Below are 20,807 nucleotides of genomic sequence, written 5' to 3' on the forward strand. Positions count from 1 at the left end.
TTCAAAAATGCAAAAAATGGCGGTTTCCTGCGGGTTACAGCCGGACAAGCACCGGACAAAGCCCGGACACGCTGCCGGACAGACAGGACAACCCCCCTGTAAGGGGGTTGTCTGTCCGGTCCTGTCCGTCCGCCTGTCTGTTTTCAATTTTACATTAGGATTTCTGAATATGAATGATTTTAACGATCCCCCCCTGCCAAAACCATTTTCACCGTTCCGTCGTGCCCAGGGTGGCCCGCCGACGAACTCGGATTTTATGAAGCCGTGGGGTTATGACGGATCATGGCCCCCGGCCTCAATGACTTTTCCGGGAGGGTTCGCGGCGTCCGAATGGACCGATTACGAAAGCCGCCCGATTGCCGAGCGGGCGCGCATTGAGGCCCTTGTGCAGATCAGGCACACGCTAAGCCTGACACCTAGAATCGAACTCTGGACCCCGCCGCCGCTGGTATCGGCATCAACCATGCCGATCCTGACCCTGCAACCCGATCATGACGTGGGATGGCCTGGATCGGAACTGAGGTGCGGGATCGGTGTGATAGACGCCACACTATCGGATCAGCCTTATGACTGGCTGTCGGCAACCAATTTTTGGTCCGCCGCCGTGATCGCTCAACCGGGGCAATATCTTGCCGCCTTGCGCCGTGCCATCGAGCGCCGACTAGGCGGTGATCCGCGTGTGATCCTCGTGTGCGATACCAACCATGCATCGGCATGGGCAGAGCGTTTTCACGAGCGCGGCATTTTGTGCGAGACTTGGGATGAATGACGATCCTGAAATCACGCAAATTCTCCGCAAACTGCCTGACCGGCTTCGCCCGGCAGACGTGCCCGCAAGAGCCGCTAGGAAGCCCGTAGCAGCCCCTAGAGGCAATCCGCCCCTCTCCTATACCGGCATCCGCCGACTGGCTCAGGCGGGCTTTTCCGGGGGCGAGATCGCGGAGCATTTTGGGATATCGCGCAGGACGTTTTATTATAGATTGCGGGACGATGCGGCTCTCGCTGATTCGTTCAAAATTGGCCGCGCAAGGTTCTCTGCAAAGATTCAGGATCGGGTGCTGAAACTGGCGTTCGAGATGAAAAACCGAACTGCGTTGTTCAAACTTGCTCGGCAACTAGGAATCGACGGTAAAGACCGTGATTGGCCGCAATCCTAGATTGCACGAAATATATATTCAGTGTTTTTGAAAAAGCTTAGTTTATTATTTACAAAAATCGTTGAGCATTTTTTGCGGCAGGTAGGGAGCGGCAATTTATTAATTGATTTCTCATATCAATAAACCGGGAGGTTAGAATGAAGACGGCAAATATCGGATTGTGCATTTTTTCATATGCTCTTGTGTTTTTCATGATAAACAGCGCATCGGCGAAGACTTTCTATTATCCATTTCCAGAAATAAAAATGCCAACATCTAATTGGAAGAAGCTCAATGATTTGGCAGTGTCTGATGGGACAATAAATACGCCACCATGCTATTCAAAAATAGTTATAAAAAACATGGCATTTAAAAATATTTACGGCAAGCATTTTATTTCTATATTTTCTACAATATGGGCGCACAAAACAACAACCGGCAATTATTTATGCGAGACAAAAATGTCTGGCTATAGAATTGGCGGCGATTACAAAATTTCCAGCCTAAATATGAATTTAGAATTTGAAACATTTTCTAAAAATGGCAAGCGGTATGTCATTTACGATGATGATGTATTTTCCAATTTGGTTTTTCCGTTAAATATGAAAGCGAAAATACCTGCATTGCCAATTTCAAAAGATAACGCCTCAAAGGCAGTAGGTAACTCAAATTCCACTAAGTTGCACGGCCTGGCAGCCCTCAGAGCGGCTGTGAAGGAAATACGCAACTCAAATTCCACTAAGCTGGACCTCTCTGCGGCAGAACTCAATGCAATCGCGAATGCCGTGCGCCCCTGCTGGGGCATCGATGCCGGCGCGCCCGGTGTGCAGGATTTCAGCGTGCTGTTGCAGGTAACGACTGACGCTTCGGGTGTGGTGCGCGAGGCCGAAGTGGCACCAGCCGACCAGGGCAAGCTGGGTGATCCTGTCTTCGCCGCCTTCGCACAGCGCGCGGTGTCAGCCGCGAAGAACTACAAATGCGCCAAACTACCGCTGCCGCCCTATATGCTCGGCACAGTGCATACCTTTACATTCCGGTTCAATCCCTGATTGCAATAAAACATGCCTATCCTGTTAACCCATACACCACAAAATCAGCCCCATTTTGTCAGTCGCGACGAAAATCGTCCACTACATGTAGCTGGGGTCTGGATTAACCGGATAGGCACGATTAAAATAATACAATACTTCATTACGGTGATAATTAGTTATAATTTCACTTACTTCGAGTTTCATTTCCGGGTGAAACGCTAATGAATGATGGGGGCGTCATGAGATATCTCAGGCTATCGATAGTGGCGATTATAACAGTGGCAACACCGATCATAGCAAACGCGAAAGCAAACGGAAATTCACTGGACCAAACTAACGTAAGTCCGCAAAGTTCGATGTCTGGTACTGCTTTTGTCCAATTCACTGTTGCTCCAAATGGAACTGTAAAATCAGAAAAAATATATCGGAGTAGTGGAAATCCGCTTATTGATCGTGCTGCTCTGAGTAAGGCGAATATTCCAAAATTTTCTAAATTCACGGGAAAAAAATCCCGTTTATACGTGATGCCAATATCCATATCATTTCCTAAACCGCATAAATCAGACAAAAAATCAGATCATGCCAAACGTTGGTTTGCACTTACAAACGATGACGAATGTATCCCATCAGTTCCGCGCGATCCGGCAAAGCTGATTCGGTTTGATCGTTTGAATGGCTTGGACGACGCAGTGAACATATTTGAACGATCACACGGAATGCCCGTCGGAGTGACAGTTGCGGAGCCAGAGTCGAACGGGATGGAAACGGTATATACTTTTTTCAGAACCGAGGACGCCTGCGAAGCCTACGCCAAGGCAAAGCAGGGAAGTTTGAACCAACTACAATAGTCGATTGGCAGCCTACCCTTCGCTCGGGCACCCTGCACGGTGCAAAGTGGCTTAGTTGGCTGAATGTATGCATATTTGAAACGAGGTATTGACATGCGCCATATATTTTCTATATGTGCATATAGTCTTGTTGGAGTATGCATATGCCTCGCATTACAATATACGTGCCTGATGAATTGAAATCCCGGATGGATGATGTGGACCGGATAAATTGGTCCAACGTCGCACAAGACGCCATCCGACAAGCTATCGCCACTCACTCTATTTTTAAGGAACCTGAAAACATGGACAACGTTATCGAGCGCCTGCGACTGAGCAAAGAGCGCTTTAATTCGACCAATACGAAGGACGGCAAGGACTGCGGAGCTAGTTGGGCAAGGGGCACCGCTCAATATGAAGACCTGCTCCGGATTTCCGATGCCGTACATGAGGGCTTGGACATAGACATCGGCACTCTCCAAAGACTGATCGACCCGCAGGACGAAATGGATTCCAACGATTGGAAGGCGTTCTGGGAGGAAAACGCCGGAAACGACGTCAGCGATGCCTTCGTGAAAGGCTTCGCCGAAGGCGCGACCGCAGTGTTCGACAAGGTTGCCGACAAGCTCTGACGTTGTCGCATCAAGACATCTAAGTCGCCCGGTCCCAGTCATCCGCCCGGGCGATTTCGTTTGGCGCTAAGACCAAACCCCCGAATGTGCTCTCTTTCCCGCTCCACGGCTGTGGCCGCGCCGGGCACAGGTGGGACGGCAAAAACGAGGGCAAAGGCGCTGCCCAGCCTGCACAAGCAACCCACTTAAGCAGTCTGAAAAAATCTCAAAATTCTCGCGAGGGGGTGAACCGGGGCTTCTGAGCGTTCCCGCTCTACTCCCCACCTCCCGGCACCCACCCCTTCCGAATCCGGCAGCTTTATTAAGCCATCACGGATGCGTGAAAACAGTGTGGATTTATCTCTGGTGAGTCCGCATTGAGTCCGCAAATTATGAATTAGGTCCGAATTGCGATCTAATAGTCGGTTAAGTCTTTGATTTATTGGTGAGCCCGCAGGGATTCGAACCCTGGACCCCAAGATTAAAAGTCTCGTGCTCTACCAACTGAGCTACGGGCTCTCACCAATGTGCCCGCCGGAAAGACCAATTCCGGCGGGGTTCGTCAAGAGGCTGAGACGGATTGCCGGTATTACGCGGCGAGTTCCATCTTGATGATCTTGGTCGGGTCAGTGACCCGGCCGCTTTGGCCCTGGCCCTTCTTGATCTCGTCCACATAGTCCATGCCCGCCGTCACCTGGCCGAACAGGGTGTACTGGCCGTCAAGCCAGGCGGCGGGAGCGAAGCAGATGAAGAACTGGCTGTTCCCGCTGTTCGGGTCGCTGGTGCGGGCCATGCCCACCGAACCGGTGAGGAACTTTGCCTTGTCGGTGAACTCGGCGGGCACGTTGGGCAGGTTGCTGCCGCCGGTGCCGGTGTTGGTGGGGTCGCCGGTCTGCGCCATGAAGCCGGCGATCACGCGGAAGAATTCGCAGCCGTTGTAGAAGCCGCGCGCGGTCAGCGTGCGGATCTGCTCGCAGGTTTTCGGCGCGAGGTCGGGGCGCAGCTCGATCGTGACGACGCCGAAGGGCAGCGTCATGTGAATGGTGTTCGACGTGCTGGCGGCGGAAGCGGATTCGGACATGAAAACTCCGGCAAGGGGGGTGGAAGCGGCGGCGGCGAGAAGCGTGCGGCGTCTGATGATCATGGTCTGCCAACCCGGCGAAGGGTCCTCTCCAACGTCAGTTTCGGAACGAAGCTCGAGATGTCGCCGCCCAGCTGGGCGATCTCCTTGACGAAACGCGACGAGATGAACTGGTGCCGCTCGCTTGCCATCAGGAAGATCGTCTCGATCCGCTGGTCGAGTCGTGCATTCATCCCGGCCATCTGGAACTCGTAATCGAAGTCGGAGACGGCGCGCAACCCGCGCACGATCACTTGTGCGCTGACCTGCTGGGCAAAGGCGATCAGCAGCGAATCGAACGCCTGCACATCGATTTCGGTGCCCGTGCGTTCGGCGATCGGCGCGATCTCGGCGCGGACCATCTCGACGCGCTCGGCGGTGGGAAACAGCGGCCCCTTGCCGGCATTGCGGGCCACGCCGATGACCAGCTTCGAGCAGAGCTGGGCGGCGCGGCCGATAATGTCGAGATGCCCGTTGGTGATCGGATCGAAAGTTCCCGGATACAGACCGATCAGACCGCCATCAGCCATCCTGTTCCTCCCCCGCTTCGTCTCCGCTGTCGTCGAGGACGGGGAAGACGCTGGTCACCTGTTCGTCCTTTTCCACCCGCACAAGCGTCACGCCCATCGCCTGGCGGCCGGTGATGCGCACCTGGTCCACCGGGGCGCGGATCAGCTTGCCCTGGTCGGTGACGAGCATGATGTCGTCCCCCGGCCGGACGGGGAAGCTGGCGGCCACCGCGCGGCCGTTGCGCGCCGCGAGCGCGATATTGGCGATGCCCTGCCCGCCGCGGCCGGTGACGCGGTATTCATAGGCCGAGGAGAGTTTTCCGAACCCGCCGGTGGTGACGGTGAGGATCATTTCCTCGGCCGATTGCAGGGCCGCGATCCGCTCGGGGGTCAGCTGGATGTCAGCCGCCGCCTCGTCGGACTCGACAGCATCCAGCTCGCCCTCCTCGCCGCCGGCGCGGCGCTGGGCGGCGGCGTATTTGAGATAGGCTGCGCGTTCATCCACGCTCGCCTCGACATGGCGGAGCACGGAGAGCGAGATCACCTCGTCGCCGGCGCCGAGGCGGATGCCGCGCACGCCGCTGGAGTCGCGGCCCGCGAAGACGCGCAGCGTGTCATCGGTGATCTGGAAGCGGATGCAGCGGGCCTGACGCGTGGCAAGGAATACGTCGTCGCCCTCGCGGCAGGTGGCGACGCCGATCAGACGGTCACCGTCGTCGAGCTTCATCGCGATCAGGCCGGTGGAACGGACATTGCGGAAATCGGCGAGGCGGTTGCGCCGCACATTGCCCGAGGCGGTGGCGAAGACGAGGTGCAGGTCGTTCCACAGGCTTTCGTCCTGCGGCAACGGCAGCACGGCGGTGACGGCATCGCCATTCAGCTCGGGCAGGATGTTGACGATCGCCCTGCCCTTCGCCGCCGGCGCCGATTCGGGCAGGCGCCAGACCTTCTCGCGGAACGCCTTGCCGCCCTGGCTGAAGAACAGCACGAACTGGTGGGTATGGGCGTTGAAGCTGCGGGTGATCACGTCGTCGCCGCGCATCGAGGCGGCGGCGCGGCCGCGACCGCCGCGGTTCTGGGCGCGGAAGGCTTCGAGCGGCGTGCGCTTGATGAAGCCGTCGCGCGTCATCGTGACGACCATCTGGCCTGGCTCGATCAGGCTTTCATCGTCCTGGTCGGCGACGCTGTCCTCGATGCTGGTCAGGCGCGGGGCGGCGATGCGGGCGCGCACGGCGAGCAGTTCGTCGCGCATCACCTCAAGCCGGCGCGGGCGGGAGGCGATGATTTCGAGCAATTCGCCGATGCGGCGGCCGACCTCGGCGAGTTCGGACTGGATCTTCTCGCGTTCGAGCCCGGTGAGGCGCTGCAGGCGCAGTTCGAGGATACCGCGGGCCTGCGCTTCGGTCAGGCGCACGGTGCCATCCGCCGAGATCTGGTTGCCGTGATCGTCGATCAGTTCCAGCAGCGGGCGGACATCGCCGGCCGGCCAGTCCCGCGCCATCAGGGCGATCCGGGCGGAGGCCGCGTCCGGCGCCGCGCGGATAAGGGCGATCACCTCGTCGATATTCGCCACCGCGATGCCGAGCCCGACCAGCAGATGCGCCCGGTCGCGCGCCTTGTTCAGCTCGAAGCGCGAGCGGCGCAGGATCACGTCCTCGCGGAAGGCGATGAAGCAGTCCAGCGCATCGCGCAGGCCGAGCTGGCGCGGCCGGCCGCCATCGAGGGCGAGCATGTTGATGCCGAAGCCGGTCTGCATCTGGGTGAAGCGGTAGAGATGGTTGAGCACGACCTCTGGCGTGGCGTCGCGCTTCAGCTCGATCACCATGCGCATGCCCTCGCGGTCGCTCTCGTCGCGCAGGTCGGCAATGCCCTCGATTTCCTTGGCCCGCACGAGTTCGGCGATGCGTTCGAGCAGCGTCGCCTTGTTCACCTGATAAGGCAGCTCGCTGACGATGATCGCCATGCGGTCCTTGCGGATTTCCTCGATGCTGGTGCGCGCGCGCACGACGATTCCGCCGCGGCCGGTCTCGAAGGCGCTGCGGATGCCGGAGCGGCCGAGAATGATGCCGCCGGTCGGGAAATCCGGGCCGGGGACGATTCGCATCAGGTCATCAAGCGTTGCCTCCGGCTGCGCGATGAGATGCAGCGTCGCGTCGATGATCTCGGCGGGATTGTGCGGCGGAATGTTGGTCGCCATGCCCACGGCGATGCCGTTGCCGCCATTGACCAGCAGGTTGGGGAACGCGGCGGGCAGGACGCGGGGCTCGCTGTCGCTCTCGTCATAGGTCGGCTGGAAATCGACCGTATCCTTGTCGATGTCGGCGAGCAGGGCCATCGCGGCATCGGCGAGGCGGGCCTCGGTGTAGCGCATCGCCGCCGGCGGATCGCCGTCGACCGAACCGAAATTGCCCTGGCCGTCGATCAGCGGCACCCGCATCGAGAAGCCCTGGGCCATGCGGACCGCGGCATCGTAGATCGCGGCGTCGCCGTGCGGGTGGTATTTGCCCATCACGTCGCCGACCATGCGGGCGGATTTGCGATAGGGCTTGTCCGGCGTGTTGCCGGCCTCCTGCATCGCGTAGAGGATTCGGCGATGCACCGGCTTCAGCCCGTCCCGCGCATCCGGCAGGGCGCGCGAGACGATCACGGACATGGCGTAATCGAGATAGGAGCGGCGCATCTCCTGCTCGATCGTCACGGGCACCTGGCCGCTTGGCCCTTCGGTCTGGTCGGTCGTGTCAGTCATGGCGGCGTCATATCACCTGCGCCGCGCGGGGGCGAGGGGTGCGGCTCAACAGCGGCCGGTCAGCCCGGCGATGACAACGGCAATCCGGTCCGCGAGGCCGCGCGGCGCCGGACCGGTCGGGCGGCGCAGGTCGCGCCGGGCGAGCACCGCCGGCAGGGCGGCGGCCAAACCGGCACGCGGCGCGCGGCGGCGCAGCAGGCGGGCCGCCTCGTCGCGCAAGGCCGCAGGGTCGGTGCCATCCTGCGGCAGCAGGTCGCGGCCGGCGGCTTCAAGCGCGGGGGCGGCGCGGAGAATGCCGGCAATGCCATAGCCGGTGCCGAGATCCTCCAGCGCCGCGAGTTCGGCGGACTCGGTCACGCCGAGCACCGTGCCGGCAATCCGCGCCAGCCCCCCCGCCGTGCCGCGCGCGTAGTCGAGAAAGGCGGCGCGGTCGGGAATCGGTTCGGCTTCGGCCTCGCGCGCGTCGATCAGCGCCGTGAGGGCGGCATCGGAAAAGATGCCTTGGGCCAGCCCGGCACGGAGTTCCACGGCGAGCGGATGGGCGCGATCGGCGCCTTCAACGACCTCGCGCCACCATTGCAGGCGAATCAGCGCGAGCGGCGGCTGGCTCGCGACTTCGCGCGCCCGGGCCAGTTCATGATTGAAGGCGTAGAGCACGAACAGCCAGCGTCGCGATTGCGGCGGGGCGAAGATCGCGCCGAGGAAGCGGTCGGGATCGGCGCGGCGGACCTGGGCCGCGAGATCGGGTTCGTTCATTGCGGAACTCTTTCGATGCTTGACGCTGGCAGGGCCGGACCATAGCTACCGGACGAGCGGTCGGCACGCACCGTGCCGGCGCCGAAACAGAAGCCCAAACCGGATCGGAGATGCCCCATGGCCTTTGAACTCCCCGCGTTGCCCTATGCGCACGCAGCCCTTGCCGCGCATGGCATGTGCCAGGAAACGCTCGAACTGCACCACGGCAAGCACCATCAGGCCTATGTGACGGCGCTGAACGGTTTCGTCGAGAAGAACGCCGACCTGCAGGGCAAGAGCCTCGAGGAGATCGTCGCCTTCACCTACAACAAGGCCGATCTCGCGCCGGTGTTCAACAATGCCGGGCAGCACTGGAACCACAATCTGTTCTGGCAGTGCATGTCGCCGACCGACGGCGGCAAGCTGCCGGGCCGGCTGGAGGCGAAGCTCGCTGAGGATTTCGGCGGCGTCGCGCAGTTCAAGGACGCGTTCAAGACCGCCGGCACCACCCAGTTCGGCTCTGGCTGGGCCTGGCTGATCCTCACCCCGGGCGGCAAGCTCGCCGTCACCAAGACGCCGAACGGCTCCAACCCGGTCGCCACCGGCGAGGGCAAGCCGCTGCTCGGCCTCGATGTGTGGGAACACTCCTACTATCTCGATTTCCGCAACCGCCGGCCGGACTATATCCAGAACTGGCTCGACAATCTGGCCAACTACGCCCACGCCGCGCACCTGCTGGGCTGAGGCCGGGCAAAGCCTGACGATATTCGCGGCCCCGGAGTTTCGCTCCGGGGCCGTTGCCGTTTGCGGCGCCTACTTCTTTTTCGGCTCGGCCGGCTTGGTCTCGGCCGGCTTCGAGTCGGTCAGCACGCTGCTGATGGTGCTGCGCAGCACGGTGATGCGGACGTTGGGGGCGATATCGACCTCGATTTCCTCGGCGCCATCCAGAGCCTTGGCCACCTGGCCGACAATGCCGCCGCCGGTCACCACCTTGTCGCCGCGGCGGATGGCGGCGAGGCGTGCCTTCTGCGTCTTGGCCTGCTGCTGCTGCGGGCGGATCAGGATGAAGTAGAAGACGATGACGATCAGCACCAGCGGTGCGAAATTGATCACCGCCGCCATTGCACCGGAAGGTGATGACGAGGCAGCGGCGTAGGCGGTGGCGATGAACATGCGGGATACCCTGATCTGATGTGGTGAAGCTTGTCCTTGGTCGGGCGGGACCATAGTTTGCACGCCCGCCCCGTCAAGCCGCGCGGGACGCGCCTGCCTGAGGAGACGTCATGGACCAGCCGACACACGACCTGCTCGCCCGCATCGCCGATGCGCTCGACCGCCTCGCCCCGCCGCCGCCGCCGCCGGCCGAGGTGAGCGCGCACGATGCCTATGTCTGGCATCCCGAGCGCGCGGCGCTGGAGCCGGTGGATCAGGTCTCGCGCGTGCCGATCGGGCTGCTGCAGGGCGTGGAGCGGCAGAAGGACATCCTGACCGAGAACACGCTGCGCTTCGCCCGCGGCCTGCCGGCCAACAACGCCATGCTCTGGGGCGCGCGCGGGATGGGCAAGTCCTCGCTGGTGAAAGCGGCGCATGCGGCGGCGAACCGGGCGTTTCCCGGCAGCCTCGCGCTGATCGAGATCCATCGCGAGGACATCGCCACCCTGCCGGCGCTGCTCGACATCCTGCGCGGCCAGCCCCGCCAGTGCCTGATCCTGTGCGACGATCTCAGCTTCGAGCGCGAGGATGCCGACTACAAGGCACTCAAATCGGTGCTCGATGGCGGCATCAAGGGCCGGCCGGATAACGTGCTGTTCTACGCGACCTCGAACCGGCGGCACCTGATGCCGCGTGACATGATCGAGAACGAACGCAGCACCGCGATCCACGCCTCGGAGGCGACGGAGGAAAAAGTATCGCTGTCGGATCGCTTCGGCATCTGGCTCGGGTTTCACAATTGTGATCAGCAGACCTTCTTCGCCATGATCGAGGGCTATGCGAAAGCGTTCGCCCTCGATGTCGACGCCGAAACCCTCCATGCGGAGGCCGTGGAATGGTCGGTGACGCGCGGTGCCCGGTCGGGGCGGGTGGCCTGGCAGTTCATCTGCGATCTCGCCGGGCGGCTCGGCCGCCGGATCGAGGCCGGCGCGGCGCCTTGACAGCCGAGGGCCCGCCCCTGAAGACAAGGACGTGACGGACGAGACCGATCAGCGCCGGAGCCACGCATGAGGACGGAGGGGGCGACCGCGAACGGCGCCATTCCGCCCTGGCAGCCGGACGAGCTGGGCCTGCCGCGGGCGACGGCGGCGGGGCTGGTGATTGTCGGGCTGATCGCCGCCGCGGCGTTCTACGCCGCGCGCCATCTGCCGCGCTACCGCACGCCGCTGGCGCCCGCCACCACCGTGCATCTGGTCCGGCTCGCGCCCCCCCTGCCCTTGCCACCGCAGCCGGTGCAGCCGCCGCCACCGCCGCTACCCGTGCCTCCCCCGCCGGTTCCGCCGCCGCCGCAGCCGAAACCGCTGCCACCGCCGCCCGCACCCTCACCCATGCCGCCGCCCAAGCCGCTGCCGAACGTGGTGCACCATCCGCCACCGCCACCGCACCCGCGGCCCAAGCCGCAGCCGGTCCATCGCCCGGTGCCGCATCCGGCGCCGCCGCCACCCAGGGCAAAGAGGCCACCGCCGCAACCGGCCTTCGATTTCGCGCAATATGCCGCCGGACTTCGCGGGCCGCTGCAGCGCGAAGTGCATGTGACGCAGACAATGCGCATGCTCGGCGTGAATGGCACGGCCTTCATCGAGTTCACCCTGGCGCCGAACGGAAAGCTGCTTTCGGCGCAGGTCTACCGCAGCAGCGGCAACCCGCTGATCGACCGCGCGGCGCTGGATGCCGTCCGGCACCACCGCTTCCCGCCCTTCCCCGGCACGGAGGACAAGACCTTCGCGGTGCCGATCGAGATCAGGGTCGGGGAGTGACAATCCAGACCGGCTGAGCCGATGCGGCGCGGTTCAGTCCTGATGCGATCGCGCCTGCTGGCGGCGGTGATTCTGGCCATGGTCGCGGCAGGGCCGAGCTTCAGCGCGGGACGCTGCGACACGGTGGTGGTGCCGCCGGGTCTCGGGCTCGGCACGCCGCCGGCGAGCGTCGATTCACTCAACCCGTTCCTGATCGGCTCCGCCTACGATGCCGAAGCCGCCGGCCTGCTCTATGACGGGTTGCTCTGGATCAGCCGCAACCACACCATCACCTGGTCGCGCAGCATCGCATCGGCGATCGAGGTCTCCGATGACAAGACCACCTTCACCGTGACGATGAAGCCTCGCACCTGGTCGGACGGCGTACCGGTGACGGCGGAGGACGTGAAATTCACCTTCGACCTGATCCGCAAGCTCGGGAAAACCTATACCGGCTACGGCCAGGGCGGCATGCCGGGGCTGGTGAAGTCGCTCAACGTGCTCGGGCCGCACCGCTTCCGGGTGGTGCTGAAGCGGAGCGTGAACCCGACCTGGTTCGAACTGACCGGCCTCAGCCAGCTGACCCCGTTTCCCGCCCATGCCTGGACCCGCTATTCCGTCAACCAGATGTGGCGGCTGCAATCGACGCCCTCGTTCTTCCGGGTGGTGGACGGCCCCTTCCGGATCGGCCGCTACGTCATGGGCCGCTACATCAGTTTCGTGCCCAACCCGACCTATCAGGGCCACAAGCCGGACATCCGTCGGTTCATCATGGTCTTCCTGAATTCGGACGGCGCGGTTTTCGAGGGGTTGCGCACCGGCACGCTCGATGCCGGCAACCTGCCCTTCTCGCTGTGGCGGGCGCAGCGGAAGCTGCCCGACGCGCGGGAGCTGCGACTGCCGCCAAATTTCGGCTTCGACTACATGGAACTGAGCTATCGCAACCCGAAAGTCGCCTTCTTCCGCGATGTGCGGGTGCGCCAGGCGATTGCCGACGCAATCGACCAGAAGCGAATCATCCGCCTGCTCCTGCACGGGACAACGAAGCCGCAACACGGGCCGGTGCCGGTGGACCCGCCGACCTTTCTCTCGCCCGCGGCGAAGGCCGGGAAATATCCCGTGGGTTATGACACGGCAAAGGCGAAGGCCCTGCTCGCCGCCGCGGGCTGGAAACCGGGACCGGACGGCATCAGGATGAAGGACGGCAAGCGTCTTGCCTTCACCGACGTGATTCCCTCCGGCAACGTGACCGGCCAGCTCGGCGCCGAGCTGATCCAGGCGGATCTGCGCGCCGTCGGCATCGCGATGACGATCCGCGAGGTCACGTTCAGCCAGATGCTGGTGCTCAGCTACAAGCCGCTTCAATGGGAGGCGATGCAGTTCGGCTGGGCGCTCGGCGTCTACCCCGACGATTCCGCCCAGCTTGCAAGCGATGGCGCGTTCAACCAGTCCGGCTACAGCGACGCGCGGATGGACGCGCTGCTGAAGGATGTGCAGACGAAGCCGGGCCTGGAACCACTCTACGCCTATCAGGATTATGCGGCGGCACAGCAGCCGGAAATTTTCCTGCCCGAGCCTGGCAGCGTGGTGCTGGTGCGCAACGGGCTCGAGGGCGTGCGGAAGTTCCTCAGCCCGACCGGCGCGTGGTCACCGCAATACCTGCACTGGGCGCCGGGCGCGTGTGGTGGGCGCCGGTGAGGCGGGTGATCCTTTCGCGCCTCGCCGCTTCGGCGCTGACGCTCGTGCTGCTGGTGACGATCGTGTTCTTCATGGTGCATGCGACGCCCGGCGGCCCGGCCTATTCCATCCTCGGCCAGAAGGCGACGCCGGAGGCGGTGCGCCAGCTCAATGTCCGGCTCGGCCTCTCGGCGCCGTTGTGGAGGCAGTATCTGGTCTGGTGGGCGCATCTTCTCGAAGGGCGGCTCGGCTATTCCTATCTGCTGAACCGGCCGGTGGCCGGCCTGATCGCGGCATACGCGGCGAACACCCTCGCCCTCTATCTCGGCGCCATCACCCTTTCGGTGCTGCTTTCGATCGCCATCGGGTTGGTGCAGGGGGCCTTCTGGGGCCAGTGGCCGGCGCGGCTGATCGGTGCGGCGCAGCTCGTCCTCTACGCCATGCCGGTGTTCTTCGCCGGCACGATCCTGATCCTCTATGTCGCGGTGAAATGGCGCTGGCTTCCGGCAGGCGGCATTGCCGATATCCGGCACGCCGCACCGGGAGTGGCCGATTACGCCCGACATCTGATCCTGCCGGTGGTCACCGTCGGGCTGCTGGGAACCGCCGGGCTGTCGCGCTATTTCGGCGCGGCGGTGCATGAGGAACTCGGCAAGGACTACGTGCGCACGGCGCTGGCCAAGGGGCTCGGGTTTGGCGCCGTGCTGCGCCGGCACGTCTTGCGCAACGCGCTGCGGCCGCTGGTAACGATTCTCGGCCTGTCCTTTCCCTACATCTTCGCGGGCTCGGTGCTGGTCGAGACCGTGTTCGACTATCCGGGGCTCGGCTTCCTGCTGTGGCGATCGGCATTGTCGCAGGATTATCCGGTGATTTCCGCGATCGTGTTGCTGATCGGCGTGCTGACGGTGATCGGCAACCTGCTCGCCGACCTGGTCAATGGCTGGCTCGATCCGCGGGAGCGCTTCGAATGAGCGCGACGACTGGCGCCCTGCCCCGCCCGGTTTCGGCGCGGCTGGCCGCATGGGTCGGTGCCCGTGGGACACTCGCGGGCGGCGCGGCGCTCGCGCTCGCGATCTGCGGCTTCAGCCTGTTTGGCGGCCTCGCCTGGCACGCCAGCCCCTATGCGATCCACGGCCACCACACGCTGATGGCGCCGACGCGCGCATTCCCGCTCGGCACCGACCAGATCGGCCGCGACCTGCTGGCGCGGCTGATCGCGGGCGGGCGGGCGACGCTGATCGTCGCACTGCCGGCGTCGATGCTCGGGTTTCTCCTCGGCATCGCCTACGGGCTGGCGGCCGCCCTCGGTCCGCGCTGGCTGGATGCCACTCTGATGCGCCTGCTCGACGCCGTGCTGGCGCTGCCGGGCCTCGTGATCCTGATCTTCTTCGCCGCCCTGTTCACGCCGGGCACCTTCACGCTGATCCTGCTGCTGGGCCTCACGGCATGGCCGGGGCTCGCGCGGCTCGTGCGCAACGAGGCGATCGCGCAGCGCGGGCGCGATTTTATCCTTGCGGCCCGGCAGTTCGGCGGCGGTTCCGCCTACATCGCGCGGGTGCACATCCTGCGGGTGATCGCGCCGATCCTCGCCGTGAACGGCACGTTTCTGGTGGGCGACCAGATCCTCGCGCTCTCGGGCCTCAGCTTTCTCGGTCTCGGCGTGCAGCCGCCGATGGCAAGCTGGGGCGGACTGCTGGAATCCGGACTGAACCTGATCGCGCTCGATCCATGGTGGATGATCCTGCCGCCGGGACTGATGATCCTTCTCTCGATCCTCGCCGCCAACCTGATCGGCCAGGGGCTGCTCGCGCGGCAGGACACCGCGCGGTGAGCCCCGTGCTGGACCTCGACCGGCTTTCGGTCACGCTGCGCCGGCGCGACGGCACCCGCCTCGCGCTGCTGGAGGGACTGAGCCTCTCGGTCGCGGCGGGCGAAATGACCGCGCTGGTCGGCGAGAGCGGCTCGGGCAAGACGATCGCCGCACTCGGCATGATCGGCCTGCTGCCGCGCCGGGCGGAAGCTACCGGCCGGGTCCTGCTGGCCGGCACCGATCTACTGACACTTCCGCGGGAAAAAATGCGACGGGTGCGCGGCGGCGAGATCGGGATGGTGTTCCAGAATCCGCTCGCCGCCCTCAACCCGGCGATGCGGGTGGGCAGGCAGGTCGAGGAAGTCTACCGCCTTCATACCGGCGCCGGGCCGGATGCCGCGCGGGCGCAGGCGCGGGCGCTCTTCGACGAGGTCGGGATTCCGCGCGGCGCCGAGCGGCTGGACGATTTCCCGCACCAGTTCTCGGGCGGGATGCGGCAGCGGGTGATGATCGCGATGGCGCTGGCCTGTGGTCCGAGGCTCCTGATCGCCGACGAGCCGACCACCGGGCTTGATGCGCTGGTCGCACGGCAGATCCTAGCGCTGATCACGCGACTGTGCCGGGAACGGGGCATGGGCGTGCTGTTCATCACGCACGACCTCTCGATCGTCGAGGCGCATGCAGCGCGGGTGACCGTGCTCTATGCCGGGCGGGCGGTGGAATGGGGCCGCGCCGCCGACCTGTTCGCGACGCCGCGCCACCCCTACACACGCGCCCTGCTCGGTGCGGTACCGGGGCCTGAGCAGGCGCGGCTGGTCACCATTCCTGGCACCCTGCCCGATCCAGCGGCATTTCCGCCGGGTTGCCGGTTCGCTCCGCGCTGCGTCCTGCGCGAGGCCGCCTGCGAGGCAGGGTTTCCCGCGACGGATACGCTGGGCGGGACCGCCTTCGCCTGCCGTCGCGGCCGCGAGCCGTCGCCGGTGCCGGAACGGAACACGACGCGCGTTGCCCCACAGGTGGAGGCGGCAGGCGAGCCGGTTCTGGAGGTTTCGGAACTGCGCGTCGAATATGACCGCCGCCGATCGGACTTCGCTTTCCGGCGTCCACCGCCACTTCTCGCCCTCGCCCCGGTTTCCTTTACGCTGCGGCGGGGCGAATGCCTCGGCGTGGTTGGCGAGAGCGGATCGGGCAAGTCGAGCCTCGGCCGCGCGGTGCTGCAGATGCTGGCGCACGAAGGCACGGTACGGCTCGGCGGTGCCGACCTCGAGAGGATGCGCGGCAAGGCGCTTGCCGCGGCAAGGCGGCGCATCCAGGCGGTATTCCAGGATCCGCGCGAGTCGATGAACCCGCGTATGCGGATCGGCGACATCGTGGCCGAGCCGCTGCGCCTCGCTGGCGTCCGCAAGCACGAGAGACGCGCGCAGGCCGCGGCGTTGCTCGACCGGGTCGGGCTCGGCGCGCGCCTGTTCGACCTGTTGCCCGGCCAGGTCTCGGGCGGCGAGGCCCAGCGCGTGGCGATCGCCCGCGCGCTGGTGGCGGCGCCGGATGTCATCGTGCTTGATGAACCGACGTCGAGCCTCGATGTGTCGACCCAGGCGCTGCTGCTCAACCTGCTGAAAGACCTCGCAAGTGATGAGGGGCTCTCCTACATCCTGATCAGCCACGATATCGCGACGGTGTTCCACATGGCCGACCGCCTGCTCGTGCTGCGGGAAGGCCACGTCATCGAGGCCGGGGTCGCGGGGGATTTACTTGCCGGTGCGAAATCCGACTATACGAAGGAACTGATCGCTGCCGGCGCGTCCGCGCGCTGGCGCGGGCCCGAACACACCGAGGAGCTTAGCTCATGAATGAAATCGTCCGCCTCGTCATGATGACGGGTGGTCTGCTGGCGGTGATGCCGGTTCTGCTGCTGGTGACACTCGTCGTCGGGCTCGAACGGTTCTGGCTGCTCAAGCGCACGCTCGGCGCCGGGCGGCGCATCCATGCCGCGCTGCGCGCCGTGGGTTATGGCAATCCGGCCGGGCTGCGCCAGCTCGCCGAGACGAACGGCGCCACGCTGCAGGGCCACCTGATCGCAACCGCGCTGGCCTCGCGCGGGGAAAACGCCGACGAACTCGACAATCACCTCGAGGAAGAGATCATGGACGCCATGCCGCGGATCACCCGGGGCCTGTGGATTCTCGATACCGCGGTGACGATCGCGCCGTTGCTCGGGCTGTTCGGCACGATCATCGGCATGATCCAGGCCTTCGACGTGCTGTCGAGCAACGGAGGGCCGGCGAAGGTGACAGGCGGGATCGCCGATGCGCTGGTCTCGACCGGCGCGGGCCTGCTGATCGCGATCATCGCCGTCTATCTGGTCAATTATTTCAACAATCTCAGCCGCCGGATCGTCCTGCAGCTCGAACTCATCAAGGTGGTGCTGATCAACCGTCTGCACGGGCGCGGGCTGGCCGGCGACGACGCGGTGGAGGATCCGCCCAAGCGGCGCGCTGCCAGCATGGCCAGGGTCTGAGCGATGCGCCGCAGACGCGATCATCTGGAGCGCGAACGCCCCCGGCTCGAAATCGTGCCGATGATCGACATCATGATGTTCCTGCTCGTGTTCTTCGTGATGATCGTGCTCAAGATGATCCCCGATTCCGGCGTCGCGCTGAAGCTGCCGGGCGCGCAGACGGCGAAGGAGATGAAACCGGCCCAGGTGGTGGTGATGATCGACGCCGCCGGCAAACTGCACGTGAAGAATCAGGTGGTCACGCTGGCGGGGCTGCAGACCTATCTCGGCCAGGTCGTGGCCGCGAAAAGGAAGGTCGATGTCGTCATCGCCGGGGACAAGGATATCCGCTACCAGCGGTTGATGCAGGTGATGGACACCGTGCGCAAATCCGGGATCGTCAATGTCGGGCTCGCGACCAAGCGGCCCGGCGGCTGACGCCCAGGCGCTGCGGGTCGAATTTCTCGACTTTCTCGTCGGGGAGCGGCGGGCCGCGGCGCTGACGGTATCGACCTATGGTGCCGATCTCGCGGAATTTCTCGGCTTCGTCACCCGGCATATCGGCGCCGAGCCAACCGGCGCCGATCTCGCGGCGCTGAGTCTCGCCGATTTCCGGGCCTGGCTGGCGAAGGCGGCGAGCGATGGCGTCGGCAACGCAACACGGGCGAAGAAACTTTCCGCGGTACGCAGCTTTTTCCGCTGGCTGCGGCAGCGTCACGGCATGATCAACGAGGCGCCGGGGCTGCTGCGCACGCCAAAATCGCGCCGCCCCCTCCCCCGCGCGCTGACCGCGCCGGACGCCGCCGCCGTGGTGGACAGCCTGGGCGACGATGCGGCGAGCCCGGCGCTCGCGGCGCGCGACACCGCGCTGATGGCGCTGCTCTACGGCGCCGGGCTGCGGATACACGAGGCGCTCGGGCTCAATATCGGCGATCTGCCGCCGGAGGGCGCGCCGCTTTCGGTGCGCGGCAAGGGCGGGCGGCAACGGATCGTGCCGCTGCTGCCGGTGCTGCGACGGGAGATCGCTTCCTGGCTGCGGCACCACCCCGCCCCCACGCCGGACGCGCCGCTCTTTCTCGGTGCGCGCGGGGCGCGGCTCAATCCCGGCGTGGTCCAGCGGCGGCTGCGGGATTTCCGCCGGCTCAACGGCCTTCCCGAACACGCCACGCCGCACGCGCTCCGGCATTCCTTCGCGACACATCTGCTGGCCAATGGCGCCGACCTCAGGGCGATCCAGGAACTGCTCGGCCACGCCAGCCTCTCCACCACGCAGCGCTATACAGCGGTGGATGCCGACCGGTTGATGGCGGTCTGGCAGGCGGCGCATCCGCGAGCGAAGACCTGACGTCAGATGAAACGCTCGATGCCGTCCCAGCGATAGGCGATCTGCGGCACGTCGACGCCGCCGACCTCGACGCTGCCTTCGGCAACGCGGCGCCCGCCCATGCGCTCATAGAACCAGCGGGCGGGATTGTCCGCCAGCACCCAGAGGACCGCGGAGGCGCAGCCACGTCCGGCGAGATGGGCCATCGCAGCCGAGAGGAGCTCGCGTCCGAGCCCGCGCTCGCGATAATCATCGAGGACGTAGAGCGTTTCGATCTCGGCATCGGCGAGAGCGCGGCGGCGGCGGCGGCCGGTGACGAAGCCGACGACCTCGCCGCGGCCCACGGCGGAGGAAAGATCGGTGCCGGAAGCGACCGCAACATGCACCACCGCACCGCTGCGGATCACCCGGTCGTAATAGCCGGCCTGATCCGGCGCCGAGAGACCGGTGAGCACCGGCTCCGGTAACACGCCCGCATAGGCGCTGCGCCAGCTCGCGACATGGACGGCGCCGATGCCCGGCGCATCCGCGGTGCGGGCGCGGCGGATGGCGATCATCCGCGCCGCTCCATCCGGCAGGCGAAGAACCCGTCGGTGCCGTCGCGCGCGGGGGACAGGCGCAGCATGTCCCCATGCAGATAGGCCGGCAGGCCATCGGCGACGGGGACGATCGCGAAATCGGAATGCCGCGCGAGAAAACTCTCGATCTGCGCCTCGTTTTCCGGGCGCAGCACCGAGCAGGTGGCATAAACCAGCCGGCCGCCGGGTTTGACCAGGCGTTGCGCGGCATCCAGGATCGCCGCCTGCTTGGCGGTGAGTTCGGCGAGATCTGTCTCGGTCAGCTTCAGCCGTGCATCGGGGTTGCGGCGCCAGGTGCCGGCGCCGGTGCAGGGGGCGTCGACCAGCACGCGGTCGAATTTCTTCTCCTGCCGCTTCACCCATTTGTCGCCGGATTCGAGCAGGTGTCGCTCGGCATTGTGCACACCGGCGCGGCGCAGCCGGCGGATCGCCCCATCGAGCCGCGGCGCGGACACGTCGCAGGCAATGATGTGGCCCTTGTTGGCCATCGTCATCGCCAGAGCCAGCGTCTTGCCGCCAGCGCCAGCGCAGTAATCGGCGACGCGCATGCCCGGCTGCGCCCCGGCGAGCAGGGCGACGAGCTGGCTGCCCTCGTCCTGGATTTCCACGAGCCCGTCGCGAAACGGTGCCGCAACAGTGACGTTCTGACGGCCAGGAAGGCGCAGGCCCCAGGGGCTGAGCCGCGTTGGCTCGGCCTTCAGCCCGGCGGCGGCCAGGGCGGCGAGCGCCTCCTCGCGCGTGGCCTTGAGCAGGTTGACCCGCAGATCGAGCGGCGCGGGCTGCATCAGCGCCGCGCATTCCGACTCGAGCTTGTCGCCAAAGCGCTCGCGCAGCAAAGGCAGCACGAAATCGGGCATTTCCAGCCGCACCGCCTCGGGCATCGACGGATGGTCGAGCGTATGGGTGTCGAGCCGGTCGAGCGCGCGCCGCTCGGCGGCGTCGAGCGGCGGCGGGGCGAACCGCATCACGCCGAACAGCCCGGCGACGCGCGGCGCCGGCATGCCGGTGAGCACGCGCAGGGAGGCGATGAGCAGGCGCGGCGTCGCCTCGGCGCCGACACGCTCCAGCCACCAGCCGAGCCGGCGGCGGGCACGCAGCACCGACCAGACGATCTCGCCGATCTCGCGCCGGTCACCGCCGCCGATGAAGCGGCGCGTGCGAAGGAAGTCGTTGGCGATGGCATCGGCCGGCCGGCGATCGGCCTCGATCGTGCCGAGCAGCTCGATCGCCGCCTGCAGCCGGCCCGCGGGGGTCAAGG

The 20,807-nt window shown here is 65.0% G+C and carries 22 protein-coding genes and 1 tRNA gene; 15 read left to right on the forward strand and 8 right to left on the reverse strand.

Annotated elements, in window-relative coordinates; translation table 11 throughout:
* Positions 1 to 169 precede the first annotated feature (169 nt).
* From ACRY_RS19065 to ACRY_RS08285, 5 genes are all read left to right on the forward strand, one after another.
* Positions 170 to 769 (forward strand): hypothetical protein, encoded by a 600-nt coding sequence (locus ACRY_RS19065; RefSeq protein ID WP_007424034.1) that lies wholly within the window; start codon positions 170 to 172, stop codon positions 767 to 769.
* Entirely contained in the window at positions 762 to 1,157 is a 396-nt protein-coding gene (locus tag ACRY_RS19690) for a helix-turn-helix domain-containing protein (protein WP_011942048.1), read from the forward strand. Before ACRY_RS19065 ends, ACRY_RS19690 begins: the two co-directional genes overlap by 8 nt.
* A 137-nt stretch (positions 1,158 to 1,294) precedes the next feature.
* On the forward strand, positions 1,295 to 2,185 hold the full coding sequence (locus ACRY_RS18105) for a cell envelope integrity protein TolA (RefSeq protein WP_011942049.1): 891 nt from the start codon (positions 1,295 to 1,297) through the stop codon (positions 2,183 to 2,185).
* 260 nt (positions 2,186 to 2,445) lie between these two features.
* The gene (locus tag ACRY_RS19070) at positions 2,446 to 3,015 is read left to right on the forward strand and encodes an energy transducer TonB (RefSeq protein ID WP_158005005.1); all 570 of its coding nucleotides are present in this window, start codon (positions 2,446 to 2,448) and stop codon (positions 3,013 to 3,015) included.
* Positions 3,016 to 3,203: 188 nt separating this feature from the next.
* Positions 3,204 to 3,626 carry a hypothetical protein gene (locus ACRY_RS08285; RefSeq protein ID WP_039888986.1) on the forward strand — a complete coding sequence of 141 codons (423 nt, stop codon included), beginning with the start codon at positions 3,204 to 3,206 and terminating at the stop codon, positions 3,624 to 3,626.
* Between the two features lie 422 nt (positions 3,627 to 4,048).
* Here the strand turns inward: ACRY_RS08285 and ACRY_RS08290 are convergent.
* The 5 genes from ACRY_RS08290 to ACRY_RS08310 all read right to left on the reverse strand — a co-directional run bounded on the left by ACRY_RS08290 (position 4,049) and on the right by ACRY_RS08310 (position 8,736).
* Positions 4,049 to 4,124 (reverse strand) — tRNA-Lys (locus ACRY_RS08290).
* A gap of 70 nt (positions 4,125 to 4,194) precedes the next feature.
* Complete coding sequence (locus ACRY_RS08295) at positions 4,195 to 4,749, reverse strand: peptidylprolyl isomerase (protein WP_007424414.1); 555 nt, start codon at positions 4,747 to 4,749, stop codon at positions 4,195 to 4,197.
* Positions 4,746 to 5,255: a pantetheine-phosphate adenylyltransferase gene (gene coaD, locus ACRY_RS08300; RefSeq protein ID WP_011942052.1), complete on the reverse strand. Its 510-nt coding sequence runs from the start codon at positions 5,253 to 5,255 to the stop codon at positions 4,746 to 4,748. The genes ACRY_RS08295 and coaD overlap by 4 nt, the downstream gene beginning before the upstream one ends.
* On the reverse strand, positions 5,248 to 7,980 hold the full coding sequence (gene gyrA / locus ACRY_RS08305) for a DNA gyrase subunit A (protein ID WP_011942053.1): 2,733 nt from the start codon (positions 7,978 to 7,980) through the stop codon (positions 5,248 to 5,250). Before gyrA ends, coaD begins: the two co-directional genes overlap by 8 nt.
* A 45-nt stretch (positions 7,981 to 8,025) precedes the next feature.
* Positions 8,026 to 8,736, reverse strand: a complete 711-nt coding sequence (locus ACRY_RS08310) for a squalene/phytoene synthase family protein (RefSeq protein WP_011942054.1) — start codon at positions 8,734 to 8,736, stop codon at positions 8,026 to 8,028.
* Positions 8,737 to 8,853: 117 nt separating this feature from the next.
* On the opposite strand from ACRY_RS08310, the gene ACRY_RS08315 reads away from it, so the two are divergent.
* Complete coding sequence (locus tag ACRY_RS08315; RefSeq protein ID WP_011942055.1) at positions 8,854 to 9,459, forward strand: superoxide dismutase; 606 nt, start codon at positions 8,854 to 8,856, stop codon at positions 9,457 to 9,459.
* Between the two features lie 69 nt (positions 9,460 to 9,528).
* On the opposite strand, the gene yajC is transcribed toward ACRY_RS08315, so the two are convergent.
* Complete coding sequence (gene yajC / locus ACRY_RS08320; RefSeq protein ID WP_011942056.1) at positions 9,529 to 9,888, reverse strand: preprotein translocase subunit YajC; 360 nt, start codon at positions 9,886 to 9,888, stop codon at positions 9,529 to 9,531.
* A 110-nt stretch (positions 9,889 to 9,998) separates the two neighbouring features.
* On the opposite strand from yajC, the gene ACRY_RS08325 reads away from it, so the two are divergent.
* From ACRY_RS08325 to ACRY_RS08365, 9 genes are all read left to right on the forward strand, one after another.
* Positions 9,999 to 10,868, forward strand: coding sequence for an ATP-binding protein (locus tag ACRY_RS08325; RefSeq protein ID WP_007424790.1), 870 nt, complete (start codon positions 9,999 to 10,001; stop codon positions 10,866 to 10,868).
* A 66-nt stretch (positions 10,869 to 10,934) separates the two neighbouring features.
* Positions 10,935 to 11,684 (forward strand): energy transducer TonB, encoded by a 750-nt coding sequence (locus tag ACRY_RS08330; protein WP_011942057.1) that lies wholly within the window; start codon positions 10,935 to 10,937, stop codon positions 11,682 to 11,684.
* A gap of 42 nt (positions 11,685 to 11,726) precedes the next feature.
* A complete protein-coding gene (locus tag ACRY_RS08335; RefSeq protein WP_138919257.1) occupies positions 11,727 to 13,361 on the forward strand; it encodes a peptide ABC transporter substrate-binding protein in 1,635 nt (544 codons plus the stop codon).
* Complete coding sequence (locus ACRY_RS08340; protein ID WP_231295380.1) at positions 13,358 to 14,311, forward strand: ABC transporter permease; 954 nt, start codon at positions 13,358 to 13,360, stop codon at positions 14,309 to 14,311. The genes ACRY_RS08335 and ACRY_RS08340 overlap by 4 nt, the downstream gene beginning before the upstream one ends.
* Entirely contained in the window at positions 14,308 to 15,171 is an 864-nt protein-coding gene (locus tag ACRY_RS08345; RefSeq protein ID WP_011942060.1) for an ABC transporter permease, read from the forward strand. Before ACRY_RS08340 ends, ACRY_RS08345 begins: the two co-directional genes overlap by 4 nt.
* Positions 15,168 to 17,000, forward strand: a complete 1,833-nt coding sequence (locus ACRY_RS08350) for an ABC transporter ATP-binding protein (RefSeq protein ID WP_011942061.1) — start codon at positions 15,168 to 15,170, stop codon at positions 16,998 to 17,000. The genes ACRY_RS08345 and ACRY_RS08350 overlap by 4 nt, the downstream gene beginning before the upstream one ends.
* On the forward strand, positions 16,997 to 17,668 hold the full coding sequence (locus ACRY_RS08355; protein WP_007424784.1) for a MotA/TolQ/ExbB proton channel family protein: 672 nt from the start codon (positions 16,997 to 16,999) through the stop codon (positions 17,666 to 17,668). The genes ACRY_RS08350 and ACRY_RS08355 overlap by 4 nt, the downstream gene beginning before the upstream one ends.
* Positions 17,669 to 17,671: 3 nt before the next feature.
* The gene (locus ACRY_RS08360; RefSeq protein ID WP_007424783.1) at positions 17,672 to 18,085 is read left to right on the forward strand and encodes an ExbD/TolR family protein; all 414 of its coding nucleotides are present in this window, start codon (positions 17,672 to 17,674) and stop codon (positions 18,083 to 18,085) included.
* Positions 18,051 to 18,992, forward strand: a complete 942-nt coding sequence (locus ACRY_RS08365; protein WP_011942062.1) for a tyrosine recombinase XerC — start codon at positions 18,051 to 18,053, stop codon at positions 18,990 to 18,992. Before ACRY_RS08360 ends, ACRY_RS08365 begins: the two co-directional genes overlap by 35 nt.
* A 2-nt stretch (positions 18,993 to 18,994) precedes the next feature.
* On the opposite strand, the gene ACRY_RS08370 is transcribed toward ACRY_RS08365, so the two are convergent.
* Complete coding sequence (locus ACRY_RS08370; protein WP_007424781.1) at positions 18,995 to 19,528, reverse strand: GNAT family N-acetyltransferase; 534 nt, start codon at positions 19,526 to 19,528, stop codon at positions 18,995 to 18,997.
* Complete coding sequence (locus tag ACRY_RS08375; RefSeq protein ID WP_011942063.1) at positions 19,525 to 20,805, reverse strand: RsmB/NOP family class I SAM-dependent RNA methyltransferase; 1,281 nt, start codon at positions 20,803 to 20,805, stop codon at positions 19,525 to 19,527. Before ACRY_RS08375 ends, ACRY_RS08370 begins: the two co-directional genes overlap by 4 nt.
* Positions 20,806 to 20,807 lie beyond the last annotated feature (2 nt).

This window comes from Acidiphilium cryptum JF-5 (assembly GCF_000016725.1).
GTDB lineage: Bacteria > Pseudomonadota > Alphaproteobacteria > Acetobacterales > Acetobacteraceae > Acidiphilium > Acidiphilium multivorum.